A 19,956-nucleotide genomic window follows, 5' to 3' on the forward strand; every position below is an offset into this window, starting at 1 on the left:
CGTCAGCGCCATGACCGAGATGCAGCGACGCAGTCTGCTGGAACGGCTGATCGGCAAGCCCCTGCCGTGGCTCGCCTGGGTGTGGGCGGTCATCGCGCTGGTCTGGCTCGTCCTCGCCGTCGTCGAACCGTCCCGGTTCCACACGCAGATGGCGGTCCTCTGGATCATCCTCGCCGCCGTGCAGATCGGCTCGGTGTCCTACGCCCGTGCGCAGGTGCGGAAGCGTGCTCGGAACGCAGGCGACGACTCGTAGCCGGCCCGACGCAGGCGCCCAGAGCACGCCCACGCCCGCCCAGTGCATGAGCGTGCGCAGAGCTCGGCGAGATGCCTGTGCGCTGCGTGAGAGCATGCGGTCGTGACAGACGAACCCCTGCTCGAGATCCGGTCGGCGTCCGAGACGGACGCGGCATCCGTCGCTGCGGTCGTCGTCCGTGCGTACGCCAACCAACAGGGTTGGGTGAGCGACGCCGAGCTGGTGACCGGGGAGCGGACGAGCCCGGACCAGGTGCGTGCGATGATCCGTGCCCCGCGGTCGGTGGTGCTCGTCGCGGTCCACGACGCCACCATCGTCGCGACGTGTCACCTGCGGGCCTCCGACCGGGCGACGGCGCACCTCGGCATGCTCGCTGTGGACCCGGCGTGGCAGTCCCGAGGTGTCTCCCGGCGGCTCCGGACCGCGGCGATCGCGTACGCCGAGGAAGCCTTGGCGTGCGATTCCGTCGAGCTCGAGGTGCTCAGCGTGCACGAGGGACTGCGACGCGTGTACGAGCGAAGCGGGTTCATCGCGACGGGGGAGCCCCGACCGTTCCCGGCACACGTCGCTCGCGTCGCGGGGCTGCACTTCGTCGTGCTCCGGAGATCGCTCGGCGCGTCTGGACAGACCCCGGACGTGTGACCCGAGCGGCGCGCCGCCGCCGGGACCCGTAGGCTCCAGGCGGACCCACCGGTGCACGGGGCGCACGGCGGGATCCGAGGGGGAACCACATGTCCATCACATCCAGGATCACCACCGCGGGGACGGCGACCGTGATCGTCGTGCTCGCGCTCTCCGGCTGCGCCGGGACCGGCACCACGGCACCGGGGACGGAGCGGGCGGCAACGCAGTCGTCAACACCGACACAAGCGCCGACCCAGGCACCGACGGAGACGCCGACCGCGCCGGCCACCGTCGACTCGACCACGAAGGACCTCACGTTCGAGGACGGCGACGCGCTCTCGGCGAGCACGCTGCCCGCCTTCGGGCTCCAGATCTCGGCACTCGACGGCTGGGAGCAGACCGGCGAGGACCCGACCACCGGGTCGCGTGAGTACACGAACGCCGACGGCTCCGTGGCGACGATCACGCAGCAGCGGCTCACCGACCTCGACCCGACGATCGGGGACCGTGCCGCCACCGAGCAGCTGTTCACCGCGGCGGGGCTCCCGGCCGACCGGCTCGAGGAGCAGCTCCTGCCGACGATCACCGGCGGCACCGCGCAGTTCCTGTCGATCGCCGGGCACAACACGGACGGGTCCTGGTCGGCGACGGTCGCACGCGCCTTCGCGAAGCCCGGAGCGGCGCTCATCGTGAAGGTCCGGACGACCTCGCAGGATGCGCTCCGTCCCGACCTGCACGACATCCTGGTCAACGCGCAGGTGGTCGTCGCCTAGCGAGTCGAGCCGGTGCGTCGGGGGCGCCGCGACGGGCGCCCCCGACGGGTCCCTATGCTGAGTCCTCGTGCGCCCCTCCGTCCGTCTCCTGACCGTCATCGTGATCGTCGCCCTGTTCGCCGTCGGGGTCCTTGCGGCAGTGGTGTTCATCCAGCGTGTGCTGGCGGATCCGGCAAGCGACGTCGCGTGGGTCGGCACCGTCCGGGCGATGGGGTTCATCGTCATCGGGGTCATGCTGACACTGCTCGGACGGCGAGGGCTGCCCGCGGCCGTCGACGCGATCAACTTGCTCGCCGACGCCGGTCCGGTGCGGCCGCTCACGGTCGTGGTGTGGGTCGTCCTCGGCGCCACCATCTACTCGATCCTGCGCGGCTGGACGGTGATCGTCCCCGTCGCGGCCGTCATCGGTGCGATCGTGGTGGCGTTGCCGTTCGTCGAACGCTTCCTGGACGCGGCGCTGGCCCGACAGGCTGCGCGAGCCGACGCCGACGCCGACGCCGACGCCGACGCCGACGCCGACGCCGACGCCGACGCCGCCGACGCCGACGCCGCGACCCCGGTCACACCGGTGGCACCCGCCGGGACCGCCGCCGACGCGTGAGACGGCAAGCGAGACGGCACGCGGGACGGACGTGAGACGGTCACGAGACCGACGGGAGGCCCGGTGCCAGCTGGCACCGGGCCTCCCGTCCGTCGTGGACGCGGCCTGACCGCCCCTGCCGACCCACGCGGGTCGGCCCGCCTCAGCGCTCCGCGCGCCCGGCGAAGCGGTACCGGAACCCGGGCACACCGTCGGCGGTGACGACCACGTCGTAGTACCCCCACTCGTCGAGCGGCCAGTGCATCGTCTTGTGACCGGAACCGCGGACGTGCGCGGTCTCGCGGTGCTCCACGAAGTCGTTGGCCACGAGCACGAAGCGGAGCTCGGCCCGGCCGGTGTTCTCGAGCAGGAGCTGCAGGGTGCGCCGACCGCGGGTGTCCCGGACGACCGAGACGTGCGGGATACCGCCGGTCGCCGGACCACCGACCTCGACGGTGCCGGCGAAGCGCCGGAGGAACCGGTCGGGTCCGTAGACGCTCACGTCGTAGGCGCCGGCGGTCGTCGTGGTGTCCCATGCCCAGTCGGCGGTGGCGCCCACCGGGACGGTCTTCGGGTGGGCGGCGAACGGCATCGCGGTGTTCGGGTACACCAGGAAGTTGACCCCCTGGCGACCGTCGTTCGCGAGCGTCACGGTGACCCGACCGGTCCGGTGGTCGACGGTCGCGTCCGCGTGCTGTCGGTAGGGCAGGCTCCGACGGCGGACGGTGCCGGGCTCCTGGACGGGCACGGTCTGCGCACCGATCGCCGGTTCCTCGATGGGCGGCTTCGCCTGGTCGGCGTCGGCGGCCGCGACCAGCGCGCGGGTCTGCTCGATGCCGGGGACCACGTCGGCGCCGGGGATGCTCGCGTCGGGGGCGCTGAAGTCGAAGCAGCTCGTCAGGTCCCCGGAGACGGTCCGCCGCCAGTCGGAGATGTTCGGCTCGCGGACGCCCGTGACGTGCTCGAGGAACTGGATCACGGAGGTGTGGTCCGCCACCTGCGAGTTGACCCACCCGCCACGGCTCCACGGGGACACCACGGTCATCGGCACGCGGGCACCCATGCCGATGGGCAGTCCGTCGACGTACTCGTCGGGGGTGCCGGGTTCGGCGAACGGGGGGACGACGTGGTCGAAGTACCCGTCGTTCTCGTCGTAGTTGACGAGCAGGACGGTCGAGGCCCAGGTGTCCGGGTTGCTGAAGAGCGCCTGCACGACGGCGTTCGTGTAGTGGGCGCCGTAGTCCGGGCTGGCGGCCGGGTGCTCGCTCCAGCCGTAGGGGGCGACGACGTACGACACGGTCGGCAGGCTGTTGGTCGCGCAGTCCTGCCCGAACTGGCTGAGCAGGTGGGTGACGTCGAGGCCCTTGCCCGAGTTCGGCTTCCACCCGTCGTGCAGCCCGGCACGCGCGGCGAGCTCCTGCTGGGCGGGGTCGGAGGACGCGAGCGCGCGGTGGTACTGCTCGAACAGCCAGAGCGGGTTGTCGCCGTAGTCGCCGACGTACGGGTCGGCGGAGCTGTCGCCGACCTCGTCGTTGGCGTAGGTCTTCCAGGTGACCCCGGCCGCCTGCAGTCGTTCGGCGTAGGTGGTCCAGGCGAACACCGGTTCGTAGTCCGCCGGGTTGTCGGTCGCCGGTCCGCCCTGGGTGCCGCGGGGGTCGATGGTGCCGGACCACTGGTACAGGCGGTTCGGCGTGGTCGGACCGTTGAGCGAGCAGTGGTAGTCGTCACAGACCGTGAACGCTCCGGCGAGTGCGCGCTGGTACGGGATGTCCTCGCTCGTGAAGTAGCCCATCGTCTGGGCGCTCTTCGCGTCGACCCACCGGTTCCAGGCCCCGCCGTTCCACGCGGTGTGCCCACCGCCCCAGGAGTGGTCGAGGCCGTCGGCGTTCTGCGCGTTGAACCGGGTGGTGTCGAGCCGGAACGGCAGCATCGCGCCTCCGTCGGTGCGGGCCGCCGCCGGCTGGTGGAAGACGTCGTGTCCGGTCGGCAGCTCGAGCGCCTGCTTGTCCGAGAACCCGCGGACCCCGGGCATCGTGCCGTAGTAGTGGTCGAAGGACCGGTTCTCCTGCATGAGCACGACGACGTGCTCGACATCGGCGATCGTGCCGGTGGGGACGGCACGAGCGGTCGCGGCGCTGGCGCGGTCGGCCGCGCCCGGTCCGAACGCCGACCCTGCGGCGACGCCGGCCATGATCGCTGCTGCGCCGCCGACCAGGACCGTCCGGCGGCTCAGGCCGGGGCGGACCGCTGCGGTGTACGCCGCGTCCGGGGTCAGCGGTGGTGCGGCGTCCAGGCTGACGTCGGGTGCGCCGTGTTCGGGCTTCCTCGTGCTCATCGCGGGCCTTCCAGGTCGTGGGAGTGCGGGCGCTGCGGGGGAGGAGCGCCCGTCAGCATGACAACGAGGTGCGCTGAACCGTGCCTTGCCCGGCCGTGGCGGCGGGGTGAACGCGTCCGGTGGAGTCAGGATCGACCTGTCCAGGTGCGCCGCGGCTGGGCCCTGTGGTTCCGGTGTCGATTCCGCGGAGACCCCGACGCACCTGGACAGCTCGGCCGCAGCGGGGGAGGATCACCGGGTGCGACCACTGTTCCGGGACATCGCCGAGGACCTCGCCGACCGGGTGCTCCGCGGTGAGTTCGACGCCACGGGTGTCCTGCCGGCCGAGCACGACCTGGCGGCCGACTACGCCGTCGCGCGCGGCACCGTGCGGAACGCGCTCGAGCTGCTCCGCGACCGGCAGGTCCTGACGGCACGTGCCGGCTCCCGCTGGCGCGTGCGCACCACGACGCTCGGCCACGAAGCCGGCGCACTCGAGTCCTTCGGTCAGCTGGCCAGGGCCAGGGGGCACGAGCCCGGCGGGCGGGTCGTGGCGGTCGAGGAACGACCGGCCACCGTGCGCGAGCGGCGCCTGTTCCGCGCCGCGCACGACGAGCCCGTCCTGCACGTCGTGCGGGTGCGCTCCCTCGACGGTGTGGACGTCATGCTCGAGCGCACCGCCTACGCGCCGTGGGTCGCCGCCGTCATCCGGATGATCCCGGGCGGGCAGACGTCGGTGTCGGCGACCCTGGAGGACCGGTTCGGCATCCGGGTCGGTGCCGCCGTCACCACCGTGGACGCGCTGCTGGCCGACGACGCCGACGCCGCGCTCCTCGGGGTCCGGCCCGGCGCGGCCCTCCTGCAGGTGCGCCGGTCCAGCACCGCCGAGGACGGCCGCTCGCTCGAGGCGGGCGACGACCGGTACGTCGCCGGGACGGTGCCGCTCCGGATCCGGACGGCGTCCGCAACGGCACCGGCACCGCGGACCGGCACCGGGCACGACGACGCGGGATGAGCCGGACGGGAGGCCCGGTGCCAGCTGGCACCGGGCCTCCCGTCCGTCTCCACGCGACCCCACGACGTGGGCCGGCAGGCGGGTCAGCGTCGCTGTGCGCCGTCCGCGGCGGCGGCCGCCGCCAACCCTGCTTCGATGACGTCGACGGGGTCCGGCAGGGCCGCGATCGACGCCGCGACCTGCCGGCTGCGGGCGCGGTGGGTCGGCGTCGCCAGGACCTCGCGGACCGCCCGGCGGATCGCCGCCGGCCGTGGCGTCCCGGAGCGCAGGTTCCGTCCGCACCCGGCCCACGCGACCCGGGTGGCGACCTCCGGCTTGTCCTCGGTCGACCCGGCGACCACGAGCGGCACGCCGTGTGCGAGGGCACGCTGCACGCCGCCGAACCCGCCGTTCGTGACGACGACGCTGCACCGCGGCAGCAGCTGGTCGTAGGGCAGGAAGGTCGCCACCCGGGCGTTGGCGGGCAGTGCCGTGCCGAGCGCGCGGTCGACCTGGTCGACGGGGCGGCCACCGGTGGTCGCGACGACGAGGACGTCCTCGTCCGCCAGCGCGCGGAGCGTCGGCGCGATGAGCCGGCCGAGGTCGACGGTGTCGATCGTGCCCTGGGTCACGAGCACCACCGGAGTGTTGGTGTCCAGGTCGCCCCACCACGCGGGCAGGTCGGCCGCGGGCGTCGGTGCCGCGCGGGCCACGACCGGACCGACGAACCGGACCGAGTCGGGGAGCTCGCGGCGGGGGTACTCGAGCTCCGCGACGCTCAGCTGGAACAGGGTGTCGAAGCAGCGGTAGGCGAAGTCGAACGTCCCGGTCTGCGACGGTGGTGCCCCCACCTCGGCGAGCACGGCGTCCACCGCTCGACGCAGCGGCCGGGTGAGCACGGGGTGGATCGCCGCCGTGAGCAGTCGGTTGCGCACCCGAGCCAGTGGCCCGCGACCCGGCGCGAGCGCGGTGCCGAAGGGGGCGGCGTCGACGCTGGTGAGCGTCACCGGGGTGGTCGCGATCCCGAGCACGGGCAGGCGGTCGCCCCGCGGCAGCGCGAGGTACGGGGCGAGCCCGGTGAACGTCGCCTCGCCGAGCACCGCGTCGAACCGGCTCGTTGCCTGCAGGGCGGTCAGCGCGCGGTACTGGGAGGGGATCGGCCGGACGAACATCGCGATGATGCCCTCGCGGACGACTGCGATCCCGCGTGCAGCAGTGGCGTCGGCGAGCCGGTCCTGCAGGTCGGCGTCGTCGAAGTCGACATCGGCCGGGAGCCCCACGAACCGGAGCCCGGCGCCGACGACGAGCTCGCGGTACTTGGACCCCGTCAGCACGGTGATCTCGTGGCCGCGTTCGGCGAGGTCGCGCCCCACGTCGACGAGGGGCGCGAGGTGGCCGTAGACGGGCGGGGCGCAGAGCAGGTACGAGGACACGGGGGCCGCTTCCGTCGGAGGGATGGCCGGACGTTCGGAGCGTAGGCGCGGCGAGCAGGCGCGTGGCGCGGCACGGACTGGGAATGGGTGAGAGTCCTCGAGCACGCCACGGCACACACGTCGGCGCCTGGCTGACGTACTGCGTCCGCAGTAGTCGGGGCGCTCCCGCTGCAGTACCGCTCGCCCTCCGGATCGGCGCACGCTGAGGACCACCACACCCCGACGAGAGGACTCCATGGACATCGCAGTCGACATGACGAAGTGCCAGAGCTACGCCCAGTGCTGCTTCCTCGCACCCGGCGTGTTCCGGTTCGAAGGGGAGGAAGCGTTGGTCTACAACCCGAACCCGAGCGACGAGGAACGCTCTCGCGTCCTGGAGTCCGCGGCGGCGTGCCCGGTGCAGGCGATACGCGTCGGGGGAACGCGCCTCCCGGTCCGGCACGCCGACCCCGCCGTGCGCGGTGCCGCGCCGTTGACGTCGAGCGACGCGGTCGTCATCGTCGGCGCATCGCTTGCCGGCCTCCGTGCCGCAGAGACGGTGCGCGCAGCGGGGTTCACCGGCCAGCTCACGATCGTCGGGGACGAGCCGCACCGGCCCTACGACCGACCGCCGCTGTCGAAACAGGCGCTCACCGGCGTCGTCGGCACCACCACGACGACCCTCCCGCACGCGGACGACCTGGACGTCGACTGGCGCCTGGGCCACGCAGCGGTCTCGCTGGACACGTCCGGCCGGGAGGTCGTCCTCGACGGTGGGGAACGCATCCGGTACACCCGGTTGCTGATCGCCACCGGACGTCGCTCCCGGCCGTGGCCGGTCGAGTCCGAGGCCGCCCTGGACGGCGTCTTCGTGCTGCGGACGGCAGACGACGCCGCACGGATCCGCACCCGGTTGGAGGACCGGCCTCGTCGAGTGCTGGTGATCGGCGGCGGGTTCACCGGCGGCGAGATCGCGTCGTCGTGCAGCACGCTCGGCATCCCCGTCACCGTCGTCGATCGCGGGCCGGCTCCGATTGCGAAGGTCTTCGGGACCGCGATCGGACGGATGATGGCGGATGTCCAGCGCGAACACGGTGTGGACCTCCGGACCGGCACCGGCGTGGTGTCGTTGCTCGACGACGACAGCGGACGGCTCTGCGGTGCTCGACTCACCGACGGTTCCACCGTCGACGTCGACCTGGCGGTCGTCGCGGTCGGGGCCGTTCCCAACAGCGAGTGGCTCACCGGGTCCGGGGTCGCACAGGACGCCGGTGGAGTGCTGTGCGACGTCGCGCAACGGGCGCTCGACACCGACGGGCAACCGATGGACGACGTCTTCGTCGCCGGCGACATCGCGCGGCACCCGAACCCTTCGGCGGGCCCCGGCCCCTGGACGAGCGAGCACTGGGGTGCCGCGGTCAGCCAGGCCGACGTCGCAGCGCGGAACCTCGTGCACGACAGCCACGTGCCGCACGAGAGCACCGCGGTCTTCTGGACGATGCAGTTCGGCAACGTCCTCAAGGCCGTCGGAGAGCCGTCCGTCGCGGACTCCGCGCAGGTCGCCCAGGGGTCCCTCGACGAGCGATCCGGTGTCGTCACGTTCGGCAGGGACGGACGCCTGGTGGCCGCCGTCGCCGTCAACCAGGCGAAGTGGCTGCCGTACTACCGCGCGCAGATCGCCGCTGGTGCGTCCTTCCCGCTCGAGGACCCGACCGTCGACCCGTCACGGGATCCCGGAGTGGCCGCAGCACGCTAGCGGACCGCTCCCACCACCACCGATCAGAGCCAGACGACAGGAGCAGAACACGATGACGAACAACCCGCACACCGCGTCGACGACGTGGGACACGTTGCTCGAGCAGGACAACCGGCACGACCCCAACCCCCTCTACGCGCAGCTGCGCACCCACCCGGTGCAGCAGCTGGACAACGGCGCGTTCCTCGTCACCGGGTACGACGAGGTCGTGCAGCTCATGCACGACCCGCGGATCAGCTCCGACCCCATGGCGAAGCACCGCGCCGAGGGTGCCGATCCGGGCGAACCCGCGCTGACGTCGGCGTTCGTCATGACGGACCCGCCCGTGCACGACCGCCTGCGCCGGCAGACGATGCGCCACTTCGGACCGCCGCACGCCGCCGACTACATCGACGGGCTCCGACAGGACATCGATGCCATCACGAACGACCTCATCGACGGGTTCGCCGGACGCACCGAGATCGACGTCGTGGAGTCGTTCGCGTACCCGCTGCCGGTCGCGATGATCTGCGACGTGCTCGGCGTCCCCCCGGAGGACGAGCCCCGCTTCCACGCCTGGAGTTCAGCCATCATCGCGCCGCCGGAGGCCACGGACGACGCCGACGCCGCCGTCAAGCGGCGCGAAGCAGACGAGGCCAGCCGTGAACTGGCTGCGTACCTCGGCGCACTCGCCGAGTCGCGGCGCGGCACACCGCAGGGCGACCTGCTCTCCGGACTCGTCAACGACCACGGCCCCGACGGGCCGATGTCGCAGACGGAGGTGCTCAACACGTCCATCATGCTGCTCGTCGGCGGGCACGAGACCACCGTCAACATGATCGCCAACGGCACCCTCACCATGCTGCGCCACCCCGACACCATCGAGCTGATCCGCGACAACCCGCACACCATCGCGCAGGTGTTCGAGGAGCTCATCCGAGTCGAACCGCCGGCGCAGGTGACCCCGAAGTACATCGCCCTCGCCGACGTCACCGTCGCAGGCGTCACCATCCCCGAGGGCGCACCCGTCTGGATCGCCTGGGCGGCAGCGAACCGCGACCCCCGGCACTTCCCCGAACCGGACCGGTTCGACCCGCACCGCGCGGCCAACGACCACCTGAGCTTCGGCGCCGGGATCCACGCGTGCTTCGGCGCCCCACTGGCCCGGTTGGAGACCCAGATCGCCCTCGCCACCCTATTCCGGCGGCTCGTCAACCCCAGGCTGGTGCTCGACCCGCCGCCGTACCGCCGCAACGCGCTCCTCCGGGGTCCGAGTGAGCTCCGTGTCACCTTCGACGGAGTCCGACCCGCCGCCTGACCGAAGCCGTGTCGGCGTCGCGGAGCCCGGGCACTAGGGTCGCAGCATGACCACACCCGCGGGGGCGAGTTCGGGCAACGGCTACTGGCGCGGCCAGATCGGGGCGACGGCCCTGTTCGGCGTCGGCATGGTGGTGTGCAGCGTGGTGCTCTTCCGGGTGGACCCCGACGAGCCGGGGCGAGCGGTCCTGCTCGCGTTCGGGGGCCTGCTCTTCCTCACGACGCTCGGTTGGGCGGTCGATGCCGCGACCCGTTCGGACCCCCGACAGCGTGCGCTCTTCGCGTGGGCCATCGCCCAGCACGAGGCTGCGGGGCACGGCAACGACGCCCTCGCGCTGGCCGATGCGGCCCGTGCCCGCGACGGTGGGCTCGACGCTGAACGGATCCGGGCGCTGCAGGCGCTCCGCCCCGACAACCCGTACCCGGGCGGCCCACTCGACGAGGACTCGCACGGCGGGACCGCCGAGACCGCCGGGGCGAACCGGCTCGGGATCGCCCTGCTCGCGCTGTTCCTCGCGTTGACCGGGCTGTACAGCAGCTGCTGGCCGTCGGTGTTCGTGCTCGGGTGGCCGTTCCAGTTCGTCGCGTCGATCCTCGCGGTGGTCGCGATCGTGCGGCCCGGTCGCGGACGCCGACTCGGTGTCGTCGCGGCGATCGTCTCGGTGCTCGGCACCCTCGTGACGGTCGGCATGCTCGTGTGGCGAGTGGTCGAGGCGAACGGCAGCTAGCTGCCCGCGGTCGCGCGTGCGGCCCGCGACGTGCGCGGGTGACGGACTGGAGGCTCGGTGCCAGCTGGCACCGGGCCTCCGGTCCGGTGTAGTGACGCCCCACGGCGTGGGCTGGTGCCCCACGCCGCGGAGGGTGCGGCGGGTGCTGGGATCCAGCAGGATCCTCAGCGCGAGGTCGCCGTTCACCGGCGGCTGCAGGCTGCCGTGCACGAGGATCCGAGGGTGCCTCGTCGTCGTGCTGCCGTCCGGACCGCCGTGGTGGTCGTGATCGTGATGCTGGTCGCCGTCCTCGGTGCCGTCTTCGTCGCTGCTCCGTGGCTCGGTGTCGGGCGGGCTCCGGTGCTCGCCGCCGTGCTGCCGGCCCGGTCCCTCGTGACCGCGGGACTGGTCGCTGCCGGTCTCGCCCTGGTGTTCGTCGCCGTCGTCCTGCGACGGACGCGACTCGTGCGGCTGGTCGCTGCGTCGCTCGGTGTGGTCCTGCTCGTCGTCGCCGTGGCGAACACGGCGGTGCTCGGCGTGCGGGGGTGGGACGTGCTGCCGGTCGACGGTGCCCGGGGTGCACTCCGGGTGTTCGAGTGGAACACCAACGGAGGACTCGTCGGTGCGCAGGGCATCGCCCGCGCGGCACTGACCGCACGGGCGGACGTCGTCGTGCTCCCCGACGCGGGGGACCGACGGGCCGCCACCGCGGTGGCGCGGTCGATGGGGCAGCACGGTCGGCCGGTGCGGGTGTTCATGGGTGGTGCCGGCACGCAGGTGGCGGTGCTCGTCGGGGCCGACCGCGCGTCCGGCGCCTCGATGTCGCCCGGCATCGATCCGGTGAAGACGATGACGGTGTCCGGGCCGTCGATCCCCACGATCGTCGCCGTGCACGCTCCGCAACCGATCGGGCGGGGCCTGGCGGGCTGGCGGACCGATCTGCGGTGGGTCGGCGAACAGTGCGGCCGCGGCGCTGACGTGGTCGTGTCGGGGGACTTCAACGGATCGGTCGACAGCTTCGATGACGGGCGTCTCGGGTCCTGCCGCGACGCCGCGTCCACCGTGCATGCCGCGGGTCTGGGCACGTGGCCGACGTGGCTCGATCCGCGGCTGGCGATGCCGATCGACCACACCCTGGTCGGTCCGTCGGCCGGTGTCGTCCGGTCGTGGAGTGTGCTGACGAGCCAGGACGACTCCGGCGCTCGGCACCGGCCGACCCTGACGGTCGTCGGCGGCAGCTGACCCGGACGGCGGCCCCTGTTTCCGGTGGGCGAGCGGCCCAGTTTCGGTGGGCGTGCGGCGCTGTTTCGGTGGGCGTGCGGTGCGGGAGGTGGGAACAGACTCGCAACGTCGATGAAACACGCGCCCTGTGGGGTGGATGCATGGACGTCACCACCACGGATCGTGCTCCCGCTCGCTGGTACCACTCGCTGTTCGTGCAGATCGCGATCGGGGTGGCCCTCGGCATCGCCGTCGGGGTCTGCTTCCCCGCGGCCGCGCCGGTGCTCAACGTGGTGGGGCAGGGGTTCATCCGGCTGATCGAGATGGTGATCGCACCGCTCGTGTTCATCGTCGTGGTGACGGGCATCGTGCACGTCGGCGACCTGCGGTCCGTGGGCCGGATCGCCGGCAAGGCGATGGTCTACTTCCTGCTCGCGTCGTCGTGTGCGCTCGTGTTCGGCTTGCTGGTCGGCAACCTCGTGCGCCCCGGGGCCGGCTTGCGGATCGACCCGTCGTCGCTCGACGCCTCGGCCGTGGCGGCGAAGACCGCGGGCGGCACGGCTCCGGACGCGGGGACCTTCATCCTCGACCTCATCCCGTCGAGCGTCGTGAACGCGTTCGCGACGAACGACATCCTGCAGGTGCTCGTCTTCGCGGTGTTCGTCGGCGCGGCGATCGCCGCGATCGGCAGTGACCGTGCGCGGCCGCTCGTGCGGGGCCTCGACCTGTGCCTCGAGGTCGTCTACCGCATCCTGGGCTGGGTGATGCGTCTGTCGCCGCTCGGTGCCTTCGGCGCGATGGCGTACGTCGTGGGGCAGTACGGCATCGACACCCTGGGTTCGTACGGGCTGCTGATCGCCGCCTGCTACGGCGCAGCGGCCGTGTTCATCGTGGCGCTGCTCGTCGGCGGGCGGCTGCTGTCCGGGGTGCCGATCTGGCGGTTCGTCTGGCACACCCGCGCGGAGTTCGGGCTGGCCCTGGGCACCGCGTCGACCGAGGCCGTGCTGCCGCGGATGATCACCCGGCTCACCGAGGTCGGCGTCTCACGGAGCGTCGCCGGGCTCGTCGTGCCGACGGGGTACTCGTTCAACCTGGACGGGGCGGCGATCTACCTGTCGATCTCGCTGCTGTTCCTGACCCAGGCGTTCGGGGTGCCGCTGACGCTCGAGCAGCAGGTGGCCGCACTCGGGGTGCTGCTGCTGACGTCAAAGGGCATGGCCGGAGTGCCAGGCTCGTCGTTCCTGGCGCTGTCCGCGACGGCGACGAGCCTCGGGCTGTTCCCGGTCGCGGGCGTCGCGCTGCTGCTCGGTGCCGACCGGATCATGGACGCGATGCGGGTGAGCGTCAACCTGCTCGGCAACTGCGTCGCGACGCTCGTGGTGGCGCGGTGGCAGGGCGAGCTCGACCGTGAGCGGGTGGAGGCGGTGCTCCGGCCCGGGCGCGGGGTGCGGCCGTCGTCGGAGCCATCGCCCGCAGCGGCGGTGTCGGCGCCGGTTCGCTGAGGGGTCGGGGCGCGCTCGCGGCGCGGTCAGCGTTCGAGGACGGCGCGCTGCTGGTCGTACTGCTGGCGGGTCCGGTGGCCGCCCATCTTGCGGACGACGGCGCCCGAGGGGTCACGCGTGATCCGCCACCAGATCGCGATGCAGAGCGCGTCGACCGGCAGAGCCGTGCCGAGTCCGACCAGGAGCTGCCTGCCGAGGTCCGTCCGCCACGGCAGACCCGAGACCTCGAGCGCGGTGAAGACGAGCAGACAAACCACGATGGTGATCGGGCTGAGCCAGAGCTTCCGCACGGTGCGTTGACGTGCCACGTCGATCTCCGCCAGCTGCGCCAACGGCAGCGTCGAACCGACGTGCTCGCGGGGCTCGCCACCGACGATGACGGCGGCAGGGCCGGGGGTGGTCGCTGTGTCGTCCGCTTCCGTGGCGGGTCGCCACACCACGTCGTCCAGGTGCTCCAGGTCGTCGTCGACGCGGAACCAGCCGCCTTCGAAGCCGTCGGCAGCGGCGTCGGGATCGGCGCGAGGCGTGGTCGTGGTCACGTCGGTCATCTTGGCAGCAACAGGCGCCGCTGGGACACCACCGCTTCGGGGGGTGGGGCGAAGGCGTCGCCCGCGGACCCGGGGCGCCTTCTGCTGGCAGGATGGTCCCCGACACCACGGGGGCGGGGGCCGGCATGGGCACGGAACAGCAGGACTGGCGTGACCAGGGGACGGGCCCGACGACGGGGCGAGGGAACGCGATCGCCATCGCGCTCGTGCTGCCGGTGCTGCTCGTCGTGAGCTGGGCGGTCCAGATCGGGGCGTACCTGGCGCGCGACTTCGGGTCGATGGACGACCGGCTCGGTGCCGGGGGCGTGTTGGCACGGCTGGTGATCGGCGCCGTGCTCGCCGTGGGGATCCCCGTGGTCGTGCTCGTCGTGCAGGTCCGGGCTCGGCGGCGCGAACCGCGGCACTCGCTGGCCGCCGTGGTCGCGGCGATCGTCGTGCTGGTCATCGCCGTACCGTGGAACGGCCTGGTCCTGACGTCGCAGGTGCGGAGCATGGTCGCCGACGCCCGGCAGTGGGCGCAGCCTACGACCGCCGCCGAGCGGCACTTCGCCGACGGCGACGCCCGCGCCACACTCGAGCGGATCGGAGACCGCACGGTTCGGATCCTCGGCGGCGACCGGAAGTCCGCCTACCGCGATGGTGAGCGAGCCGGTGGCGCGTACAGCGAGGAGTGCCAGCTGTCGAACGCGCACCAGGGGGTCCGGTGGCGGTACTGGTACCACCCGGACAACTACACGGACGCCGACGGCAAGGAACTCCTGCCCGAGGACCACACGTTGATCGAGGGTGCGAACCGCGACGTGGACGGAGTCCGGGAGTACTGGGCGTCCGAGGGCATCGACGCGCGGTCGGAAGAGGACATGGTGCCCGACCAGATCGCGCCGACCGCAGACTGGCTCGAGAGCACCTCGTCGTACACACGGCCCGGTCCGGACGTCGACTTCCGCACGATCTGCCTGGTGCGCTGACCCGAGAGTCGTCGGGTCGTCGCTCCGGCGCAGTGGATCGACAGCTCAGGTGGGTCGGTTGTTCTGGCCGTAGCCGGTTCGTGACCCCTCGATTGCGCTGTCGAGCATCCGGGTCCAGGTGGCCCTGGACTCTGTGCTGAGGTCCCCGCCCTCGTTCAGGAGCCAGTGGCTCGAGGCGACCGTGACGCCGCTCATGAGCGATCCAACGAGCAGATCGACTTCGAGACGGCTCCAACTCGGGTAGCGGGTGGAGAGATGCTCGGCCAGGTGCAGCGAGGTTCGGTCCATGACCTGTCGGAGCAGGGCTTCGTGCCGGGGTGACGCTTCGTCGCCTCGCCCGACGACTGCTCCGACGGACACGATCACGTCGGGCATGCTCGTGGCGCGCAATGACCGAGACACCTCGTCAAAGACAGCGGCACGAGAACCGTCGGTCCCTGGCGCGGCCGCACTCACTTCGTCGAACGTCGCCCACGCAGTCTCGAACTGCTCGACACTCGCCGTCACCAAGACGTCTGACACCGAAGGGAAGTAGTTGAACACCGTCGCCCGAGACATGTCAGCACGCTCGGCGAGTTCTTCGACGGTGAAGGCGGGGCCACCCCGCTCGGCGACCAACGCGATGGCCGCGTCGAGGATCGCGCGTCGTGAGCGGGCCTTCAACATCTCGCGGCGTCCGCGCGGGATTGCAGGGGAACTCATACGCCGAGTGTAACGCCCAAACGCTAGACGGCGTCGATGTTTAGACGTAGTCTCGATTCACCACGTCGGCTTGCATGAAGGGCACCATGAGCACGAACGAGCAGTCACCCCAGTCCCTACCTCCGCAGGACGAGCGGACTGGCAGAGACCGTCCGGCGCGTTTCCGGTGGGCGCGGACCGTCGCTGCCGTGGTCGGCGCCGTCCTGGGGGGCCTTGTTGTCGTCCTCGCTGCCGGGAACCTCGTTCCCGCGACGAGCAACATCGTGACGCTCGGCGGCTCGATGGCCTGGGGCTATTTCGCGCCACACCTGGTGCTCGTCAGTGTCATCGCTGTTCTTCTCTGCGTTCCCCTCTGGCGGGCACGGCGACGACCCGTGATCCGGGGCATCGCCTCTGTTCTCGCCCTTGGGGCGCTGGTCGCCTCGACCGGCATCACCGCAGCCCTGGTGCATTCGGCGACGGCGAACGGCGGTTCCGTGAACTTCGCCCGCACTCTGGCGCTGACGAACACGCCCGTGACCCCGACCAAGATCACGACCTACGTCACGGCTGGCGGCAAGGCCCAGCAAGCGCGCATCTACGAACCCAAGGGCGGCCCGAAGGGCGCGCCGGTGATGATGTACATCCATGGCGGCGGCTGGTACGGCGGTACTGCGGAAGAGTCCGACAGTCTCGCGCAGCGGTGGGCCGATCGGGGCTGGTACGTCGTCAACGTCGACTACCGGCTCGCGGACGCCACGCACGCAACATGGGACGAAGCCCCCGCCGACGTCGCCTGCGCCCTGACCTGGACGGACAAGCTGGCGAAGGACGTCGGCGCTGACACCGGCAAGCTGACCGTCATGGGTGACTCCGCAGGCGGCCACCTCGCCATGCTCCTCGGCTGGTCCGCCGCCGCGGGTGCCGCCCCCTCCACGTGCCCCGGAGCTGGCAAGGTCCCCGTTCCCGACGCCGTCGTGGCCGGGTATCCCGTGAGCAACATCGACTACACGTACGACCAGGGCGCCTCACCCCTGCCGAGCTTCAACCCGCAGGAGTTCACGCGGTTCTTCCTCGGTGGCGCACCTGCTGATGTCCCCGACCACGTCCGAGCAGTGTCGCCCTCGACCTACCTCAGCGCCGCGATCCCGGCGACTCTCGTCCTGCAGCCCGAAAGAGATGACTTCATCCCCGCCAAGGGCAACGACGAGGTGATGAAACAGGCGAAACAAGCGGGCGCCGACGCGACGATCGTGCAGGTCCCCTTCGCTTGGCACGGATTCGACGCCACAGAGGACAGCATCGGCGGCCAGGTCAAGATGACCGTCACCGAGAACTGGCTCGAGAAGCGCAACCTTGCCCCCTAGGAAACCTGCTGACGATCCGAGACGTGAGCGGCGAGGTGCCTCGATGGCCGCTTCGCGGTCCTGCATCGGCTGTTCAGCTATGAGCTCGGCGCCGCAGGCATACCGACGGCCGCGGAGGAGGGTCATGCGCGGCCGGACAGCGGTAGCGATGCAGGTTGGGAACTCGCGCCGAACTTGCCCACCGCCGCAGGCACCGACAGACCCTCGCTGACCAACGAGCTGACCGTCGGACAGCCGCGCCGCCGTGGTGTGGCGGGACCTGCGCTCCTCACCGCGGGACGGGCGTCCAGCCGACCATTCGTTCGACGGCGGCGAGGACGACGGCCGGGGGTTCACCTGTCGCGATCTCGGTCCTGACCCGATCCGCTGCGACGCGGAACGACGGCTCGGTCAGGAGTCGTGACGCGGTGGTGCGGATGTCCGCCGGGGTCGCCGTCGCTGCGTCGAGGACGAGTCCGGCGCCCAGGGCCTCGACGCAGCCGCCGTTCGGCAACTGGTCCGCACCGAGCGGCAGGACCAGCAGGGGCACGCCGTGCGCGAGCGCCCCGGTCACCGATCCGGATCCGCCGTGGCTCACCACGAGGTCCACGAGCCCGAGCACCGAGTCCTGCGGGACGTACTGCTCGATCCGGATCGCCGCCAGCCCGGCCGGGACCGGGAAGGTCGTCGGGTCGACCCAGGGTCCGGTCGTCACGAGGATCCGTGCCGGCAGGGCGGCGAGGGCGTCGATGAGTCGGGTGAACAGGTCGCCGGACTTCGTGTTGAACTCGGTGCCGAGCGTGACGTAAACGCGGGGTCCGTCGCCGGCGGCCAACCACACCGCGGCGTCCGATGGGGGTGACGACCAGGTGTCCGGGCGCATCCGGATCACCGGACCATGCAGCTCCTGCCCGGATCGCATCGACGCCGGGAACGGGACGACGGTGAGCGCGCCGCCGAGCATCTGCTGCTGCGGGTCGGGCCCGAGTCCCGCGCGTCGGCGGAGCGCCTCGAGCGGCTCTCGCACCGCGTCACGCCAGGTCCCACCGGCGGAGGCGAAGGCCAGGACCACCACGCACGGCACCCCGGCTCGTTCGGCTGCGGTCATCGCGCCGAAGTCGAACTCCCCGCAGACCACGAGGTCGGCTGTCCACCGAGTGACCAGCCGTCCGACGTCGACGACGGCCCCGGCGGCCGCGTCCCCCAGGAACACCTGAGGGACGCGGGTGAGCACCGTGCTCGGGTCGATCGGGGTCAGGGTGCCGGTGCCCGGCCTGCTCGCCGGCAGTTCCACGTCCCGCGGCTGCCGGTGCGAGAACCCGGTCTGTTCGAGGACGGCCTCGCGTGCGCCGCTCAGTGCGGTCCGGTGTCCGGCAGCGCTGGCCGCGCGGGCGAGCGGCAGCATCGGCGCGAGGTGTCCCCGCCCCCGTGGGAACGAGAACACGATGCGCAGGGGTTCCGGATCCCCGTAGCCGGGCCGGCCGTTCGCAGCAGACACCACAGGGCTCCGATCGTCGCCCGGGCTGCCCGCCCGCTTTGTCAGACAACCGTATGGCGAACGACGGTCGTGCTCCATGAACCCTTGGTCAGCCTCGCGGGGCGCTCACGCGCCGACCGTGCTCACTTGCCGGCGGCCTCGTTGTACGACTCGATCTGCTTGCCGGCCTGCTGCTCCGCATCCGTCATGGTCGACTTGACGTCAGCACCCTCGACGATCCGGTTGAAGGCGCCGATGACGGTGGCGCGCACCGTCGGGAACGCGCCGGTGATGCAGCCAGCAGCGGCGACGCTCGTGGGGTCGTCGGCGAGCTGCTGGTACATCGTGGCGATGTTCGGGTCGGACAGGGAGCGCTTGCCGACGGTGGTGTCCTGGGCGTCGGTGTTCATCGCGACGTAGCCGGTCGCCTTCGCCCACTCGGCCTGCACGTCCGGCGTCTGGAGCCACTTGGCGAACGTGTACGACGCCTGCTGCTCGGCGGACGAGTGGCCCTTGCCGGAGATCCACAGCGCGTTGCCGCCGATGACCTGGCCGGCGTCGTCGGAGGCCGACGTGGAGGGGAACCGGGCGACGACCGACTTCGAGCCGTCCGGGTCGACCGTCGTGTAGGCGCCGGACGAGGTCAGCAGCATCCCGACCTTGTTGCTCGAGAACGCCGAGTTCTGCACGGTCGAGTCGGTGCCGGGGTTCAGGGCGGCGCCGTCCTGGTAGAGCTTCTGCAGCGTGGTCATGAACTGCACCTGGGTGTCCGAGGTGAGTGAAACGCCGGTGACCGGCTTGCCCTTCCGGCCGTTGTCCGGCGTGCAGAAGGGCTCGCCGCCCGAGGCGCTGAGCTCCTCGAGCATCCACGAGTCGCCCATGTTCATGCTCATGCCGTAGCCACCGGTCGCGGCGTGGATCTTCTCGGCCCAGGTCGCGACCTGCGCCAGCGTCTTCGGCGGCATCGTGGCGTCGAGGCCGGCCTTCGCGACGAGTGCCTTGTTCAGGTAGAGCACGGGCATCGAGACCGAGAACGGCATCGCCGCGAGTGACTTGCCGTCGCTGTAGTACGTGGCGGCGGCCGGGGCGATCGTGTCGGTGCCCGACGTCGATCCGCTGATCTTCGCGGGGGACACCGTCTGGCCGGAGTCGATCATGAAGCCGGTCGACACGTCGTTCATCATGAGCAGGTCCGGCGTCGAGCCGGACTGCACCGCCGCCGTGTACTTCGTCTGGACGGCCGCGTAGTCGCCCTGGAACGACGACTTCACGGTGATGTGCTGGTCGTTCTCCTTGTTGAAGCGGGCGACGAGCGCGTCGAGCTCGGTCGCGGGCGGCCCGGACATGGCGTGCCAGAAGTCGACGGTGACGGGGCCGGAGCTGTCCGACGCGGAGCTCGACGTGGAGCACCCGGTCAGGGCGAGGACCGCGACGGCCCCGGTGGCGAGTGCGGTGAGGGCGGTGGAACGACGTGCGGGCATGGTGCGTCCTTCGGGTGTGGGGC

At 71.7% G+C, this 19,956-nt stretch carries 18 protein-coding genes; 12 read left to right on the top strand and 6 right to left on the bottom strand.

The genetic code is table 11. The features are described from left to right. Positions 1–10: 10 nt before the first annotated feature. The 4 genes from DEJ09_RS16010 to DEJ09_RS16025 all read left to right on the top strand — a co-directional run bounded on the left by DEJ09_RS16010 (position 11) and on the right by DEJ09_RS16025 (position 2,251). The gene (locus tag DEJ09_RS16010) at positions 11–253 is read left to right on the top strand and encodes a hypothetical protein (RefSeq protein WP_111089203.1); all 243 of its coding nucleotides are present in this window, start codon (positions 11–13) and stop codon (positions 251–253) included. 102 nt (positions 254–355) lie between these two features. Continuing rightward, positions 356–895 carry a GNAT family N-acetyltransferase gene (locus DEJ09_RS16015; protein ID WP_111089204.1) on the top strand — a complete coding sequence of 180 codons (540 nt, stop codon included), beginning with the start codon at positions 356–358 and terminating at the stop codon, positions 893–895. A gap of 89 nt (positions 896–984) precedes the next feature. Continuing rightward, positions 985–1,650 (top strand): hypothetical protein, encoded by a 666-nt coding sequence (locus DEJ09_RS16020; protein ID WP_111089205.1) that lies wholly within the window; start codon positions 985–987, stop codon positions 1,648–1,650. Between the two features lie 67 nt (positions 1,651–1,717). After that, the gene (locus DEJ09_RS16025; RefSeq protein WP_111089206.1) at positions 1,718–2,251 is read left to right on the top strand and encodes a hypothetical protein; all 534 of its coding nucleotides are present in this window, start codon (positions 1,718–1,720) and stop codon (positions 2,249–2,251) included. 142 nt (positions 2,252–2,393) lie between these two features. Here the strand turns inward: DEJ09_RS16025 and DEJ09_RS16030 are convergent, their stop codons facing one another. Beyond that, entirely contained in the window at positions 2,394–4,565 is a 2,172-nt protein-coding gene (locus DEJ09_RS16030; RefSeq protein WP_111089207.1) for a phosphocholine-specific phospholipase C, read from the bottom strand. Between the two features lie 238 nt (positions 4,566–4,803). Between DEJ09_RS16030 and DEJ09_RS16035 the strand changes: the two genes are divergently transcribed. Further along, entirely contained in the window at positions 4,804–5,559 is a 756-nt protein-coding gene (locus DEJ09_RS16035; protein WP_111089208.1) for a GntR family transcriptional regulator, read from the top strand. Between the two features lie 83 nt (positions 5,560–5,642). On the opposite strand, the gene DEJ09_RS16040 is transcribed toward DEJ09_RS16035, so the two are convergent. Continuing rightward, a complete protein-coding gene (locus DEJ09_RS16040; RefSeq protein WP_111089209.1) occupies positions 5,643–6,971 on the bottom strand; it encodes a nucleotide disphospho-sugar-binding domain-containing protein in 1,329 nt (442 codons plus the stop codon). A gap of 235 nt (positions 6,972–7,206) precedes the next feature. Here DEJ09_RS16040 and DEJ09_RS16045 point away from each other — a divergent pair, with 235 nt between their 5' ends. From DEJ09_RS16045 to DEJ09_RS16065, 5 genes are all read left to right on the top strand, one after another. Next, on the top strand, positions 7,207–8,706 hold the full coding sequence (locus DEJ09_RS16045; RefSeq protein ID WP_111089210.1) for an FAD-dependent oxidoreductase: 1,500 nt from the start codon (positions 7,207–7,209) through the stop codon (positions 8,704–8,706). A 52-nt stretch (positions 8,707–8,758) separates the two neighbouring features. Beyond that, on the top strand, positions 8,759–10,003 hold the full coding sequence (locus DEJ09_RS16050; RefSeq protein WP_111089211.1) for a cytochrome P450: 1,245 nt from the start codon (positions 8,759–8,761) through the stop codon (positions 10,001–10,003). A gap of 46 nt (positions 10,004–10,049) precedes the next feature. Continuing rightward, positions 10,050–10,730, top strand: a complete 681-nt coding sequence (locus tag DEJ09_RS16055; protein WP_111089212.1) for a hypothetical protein — start codon at positions 10,050–10,052, stop codon at positions 10,728–10,730. Between the two features lie 222 nt (positions 10,731–10,952). Continuing rightward, the gene (locus DEJ09_RS16060; RefSeq protein ID WP_146245747.1) at positions 10,953–11,951 is read left to right on the top strand and encodes an endonuclease/exonuclease/phosphatase family protein; all 999 of its coding nucleotides are present in this window, start codon (positions 10,953–10,955) and stop codon (positions 11,949–11,951) included. Positions 11,952–12,091: 140 nt separating this feature from the next. Beyond that, positions 12,092–13,432: a cation:dicarboxylate symporter family transporter gene (locus DEJ09_RS16065; protein ID WP_111089214.1), complete on the top strand. Its 1,341-nt coding sequence runs from the start codon at positions 12,092–12,094 to the stop codon at positions 13,430–13,432. Positions 13,433–13,458: 26 nt separating this feature from the next. On the opposite strand, the gene DEJ09_RS16070 is transcribed toward DEJ09_RS16065, so the two are convergent. Further along, positions 13,459–13,971 carry a hypothetical protein gene (locus tag DEJ09_RS16070; RefSeq protein WP_146245748.1) on the bottom strand — a complete coding sequence of 171 codons (513 nt, stop codon included), beginning with the start codon at positions 13,969–13,971 and terminating at the stop codon, positions 13,459–13,461. 101 nt (positions 13,972–14,072) lie between these two features. On the opposite strand from DEJ09_RS16070, the gene DEJ09_RS16075 reads away from it, so the two are divergent. Then, a complete protein-coding gene (locus tag DEJ09_RS16075; protein ID WP_146245749.1) occupies positions 14,073–14,948 on the top strand; it encodes a hypothetical protein in 876 nt (291 codons plus the stop codon). 45 nt (positions 14,949–14,993) lie between these two features. On the opposite strand, the gene DEJ09_RS16080 is transcribed toward DEJ09_RS16075, so the two are convergent. Then, the gene (locus tag DEJ09_RS16080; RefSeq protein ID WP_111039631.1) at positions 14,994–15,650 is read right to left on the bottom strand and encodes a TetR/AcrR family transcriptional regulator; all 657 of its coding nucleotides are present in this window, start codon (positions 15,648–15,650) and stop codon (positions 14,994–14,996) included. A gap of 188 nt (positions 15,651–15,838) precedes the next feature. Here DEJ09_RS16080 and DEJ09_RS16085 point away from each other — a divergent pair, with 188 nt between their 5' ends. Then, positions 15,839–16,996, top strand: coding sequence for an alpha/beta hydrolase (locus tag DEJ09_RS16085; protein ID WP_181433389.1), 1,158 nt, complete (start codon positions 15,839–15,841; stop codon positions 16,994–16,996). A 268-nt stretch (positions 16,997–17,264) separates the two neighbouring features. On the opposite strand, the gene DEJ09_RS16090 is transcribed toward DEJ09_RS16085, so the two are convergent. Together DEJ09_RS16090 and DEJ09_RS16095 are read right to left on the bottom strand one after the other, a co-directional pair. Continuing rightward, positions 17,265–18,473: a glycosyltransferase gene (locus tag DEJ09_RS16090; RefSeq protein WP_258373929.1), complete on the bottom strand. Its 1,209-nt coding sequence runs from the start codon at positions 18,471–18,473 to the stop codon at positions 17,265–17,267. Positions 18,474–18,595: 122 nt separating this feature from the next. After that, positions 18,596–19,956, bottom strand: a 1,361-nt coding sequence (locus tag DEJ09_RS16095; RefSeq protein ID WP_309146931.1) for an ABC transporter substrate-binding protein, incomplete at its 5' end; no start/stop codon positions are given.

This window comes from Curtobacterium sp. MCLR17_055, from assembly GCF_003234305.1.
In the GTDB taxonomy this organism is placed as follows: Bacteria; Actinomycetota; Actinomycetes; order Actinomycetales; family Microbacteriaceae; genus Curtobacterium; species Curtobacterium flaccumfaciens.

What these genes read in the sequence shown, in the direction of transcription:
- DEJ09_RS16020 (WP_111089205.1), top strand. Translation starts at nt 985, where the DNA reads ATGTCCATCACATCCAGGATCACCACCGCGGGGACGGCGACCGTGATC.
- DEJ09_RS16080 (WP_111039631.1), bottom strand. Translation starts at nt 15,650, where the DNA reads ATGAGTTCCCCTGCAATCCCGCGCGGACGCCGCGAGATGTTGAAGGCC.
- DEJ09_RS16010 (WP_111089203.1), top strand. Translation starts at nt 11, where the DNA reads ATGACCGAGATGCAGCGACGCAGTCTGCTGGAACGGCTGATCGGCAAG.
- DEJ09_RS16075 (WP_146245749.1), top strand. Translation starts at nt 14,073, where the DNA reads ATGGTCCCCGACACCACGGGGGCGGGGGCCGGCATGGGCACGGAACAG.
- DEJ09_RS16045 (WP_111089210.1), top strand. Translation starts at nt 7,207, where the DNA reads ATGGACATCGCAGTCGACATGACGAAGTGCCAGAGCTACGCCCAGTGC.
- DEJ09_RS16050 (WP_111089211.1), top strand. Translation starts at nt 8,759, where the DNA reads ATGACGAACAACCCGCACACCGCGTCGACGACGTGGGACACGTTGCTC.
- DEJ09_RS16055 (WP_111089212.1), top strand. Translation starts at nt 10,050, where the DNA reads ATGACCACACCCGCGGGGGCGAGTTCGGGCAACGGCTACTGGCGCGGC.
- DEJ09_RS16065 (WP_111089214.1), top strand. Translation starts at nt 12,092, where the DNA reads ATGGACGTCACCACCACGGATCGTGCTCCCGCTCGCTGGTACCACTCG.
- DEJ09_RS16030 (WP_111089207.1), bottom strand. Translation starts at nt 4,565, where the DNA reads ATGAGCACGAGGAAGCCCGAACACGGCGCACCCGACGTCAGCCTGGAC.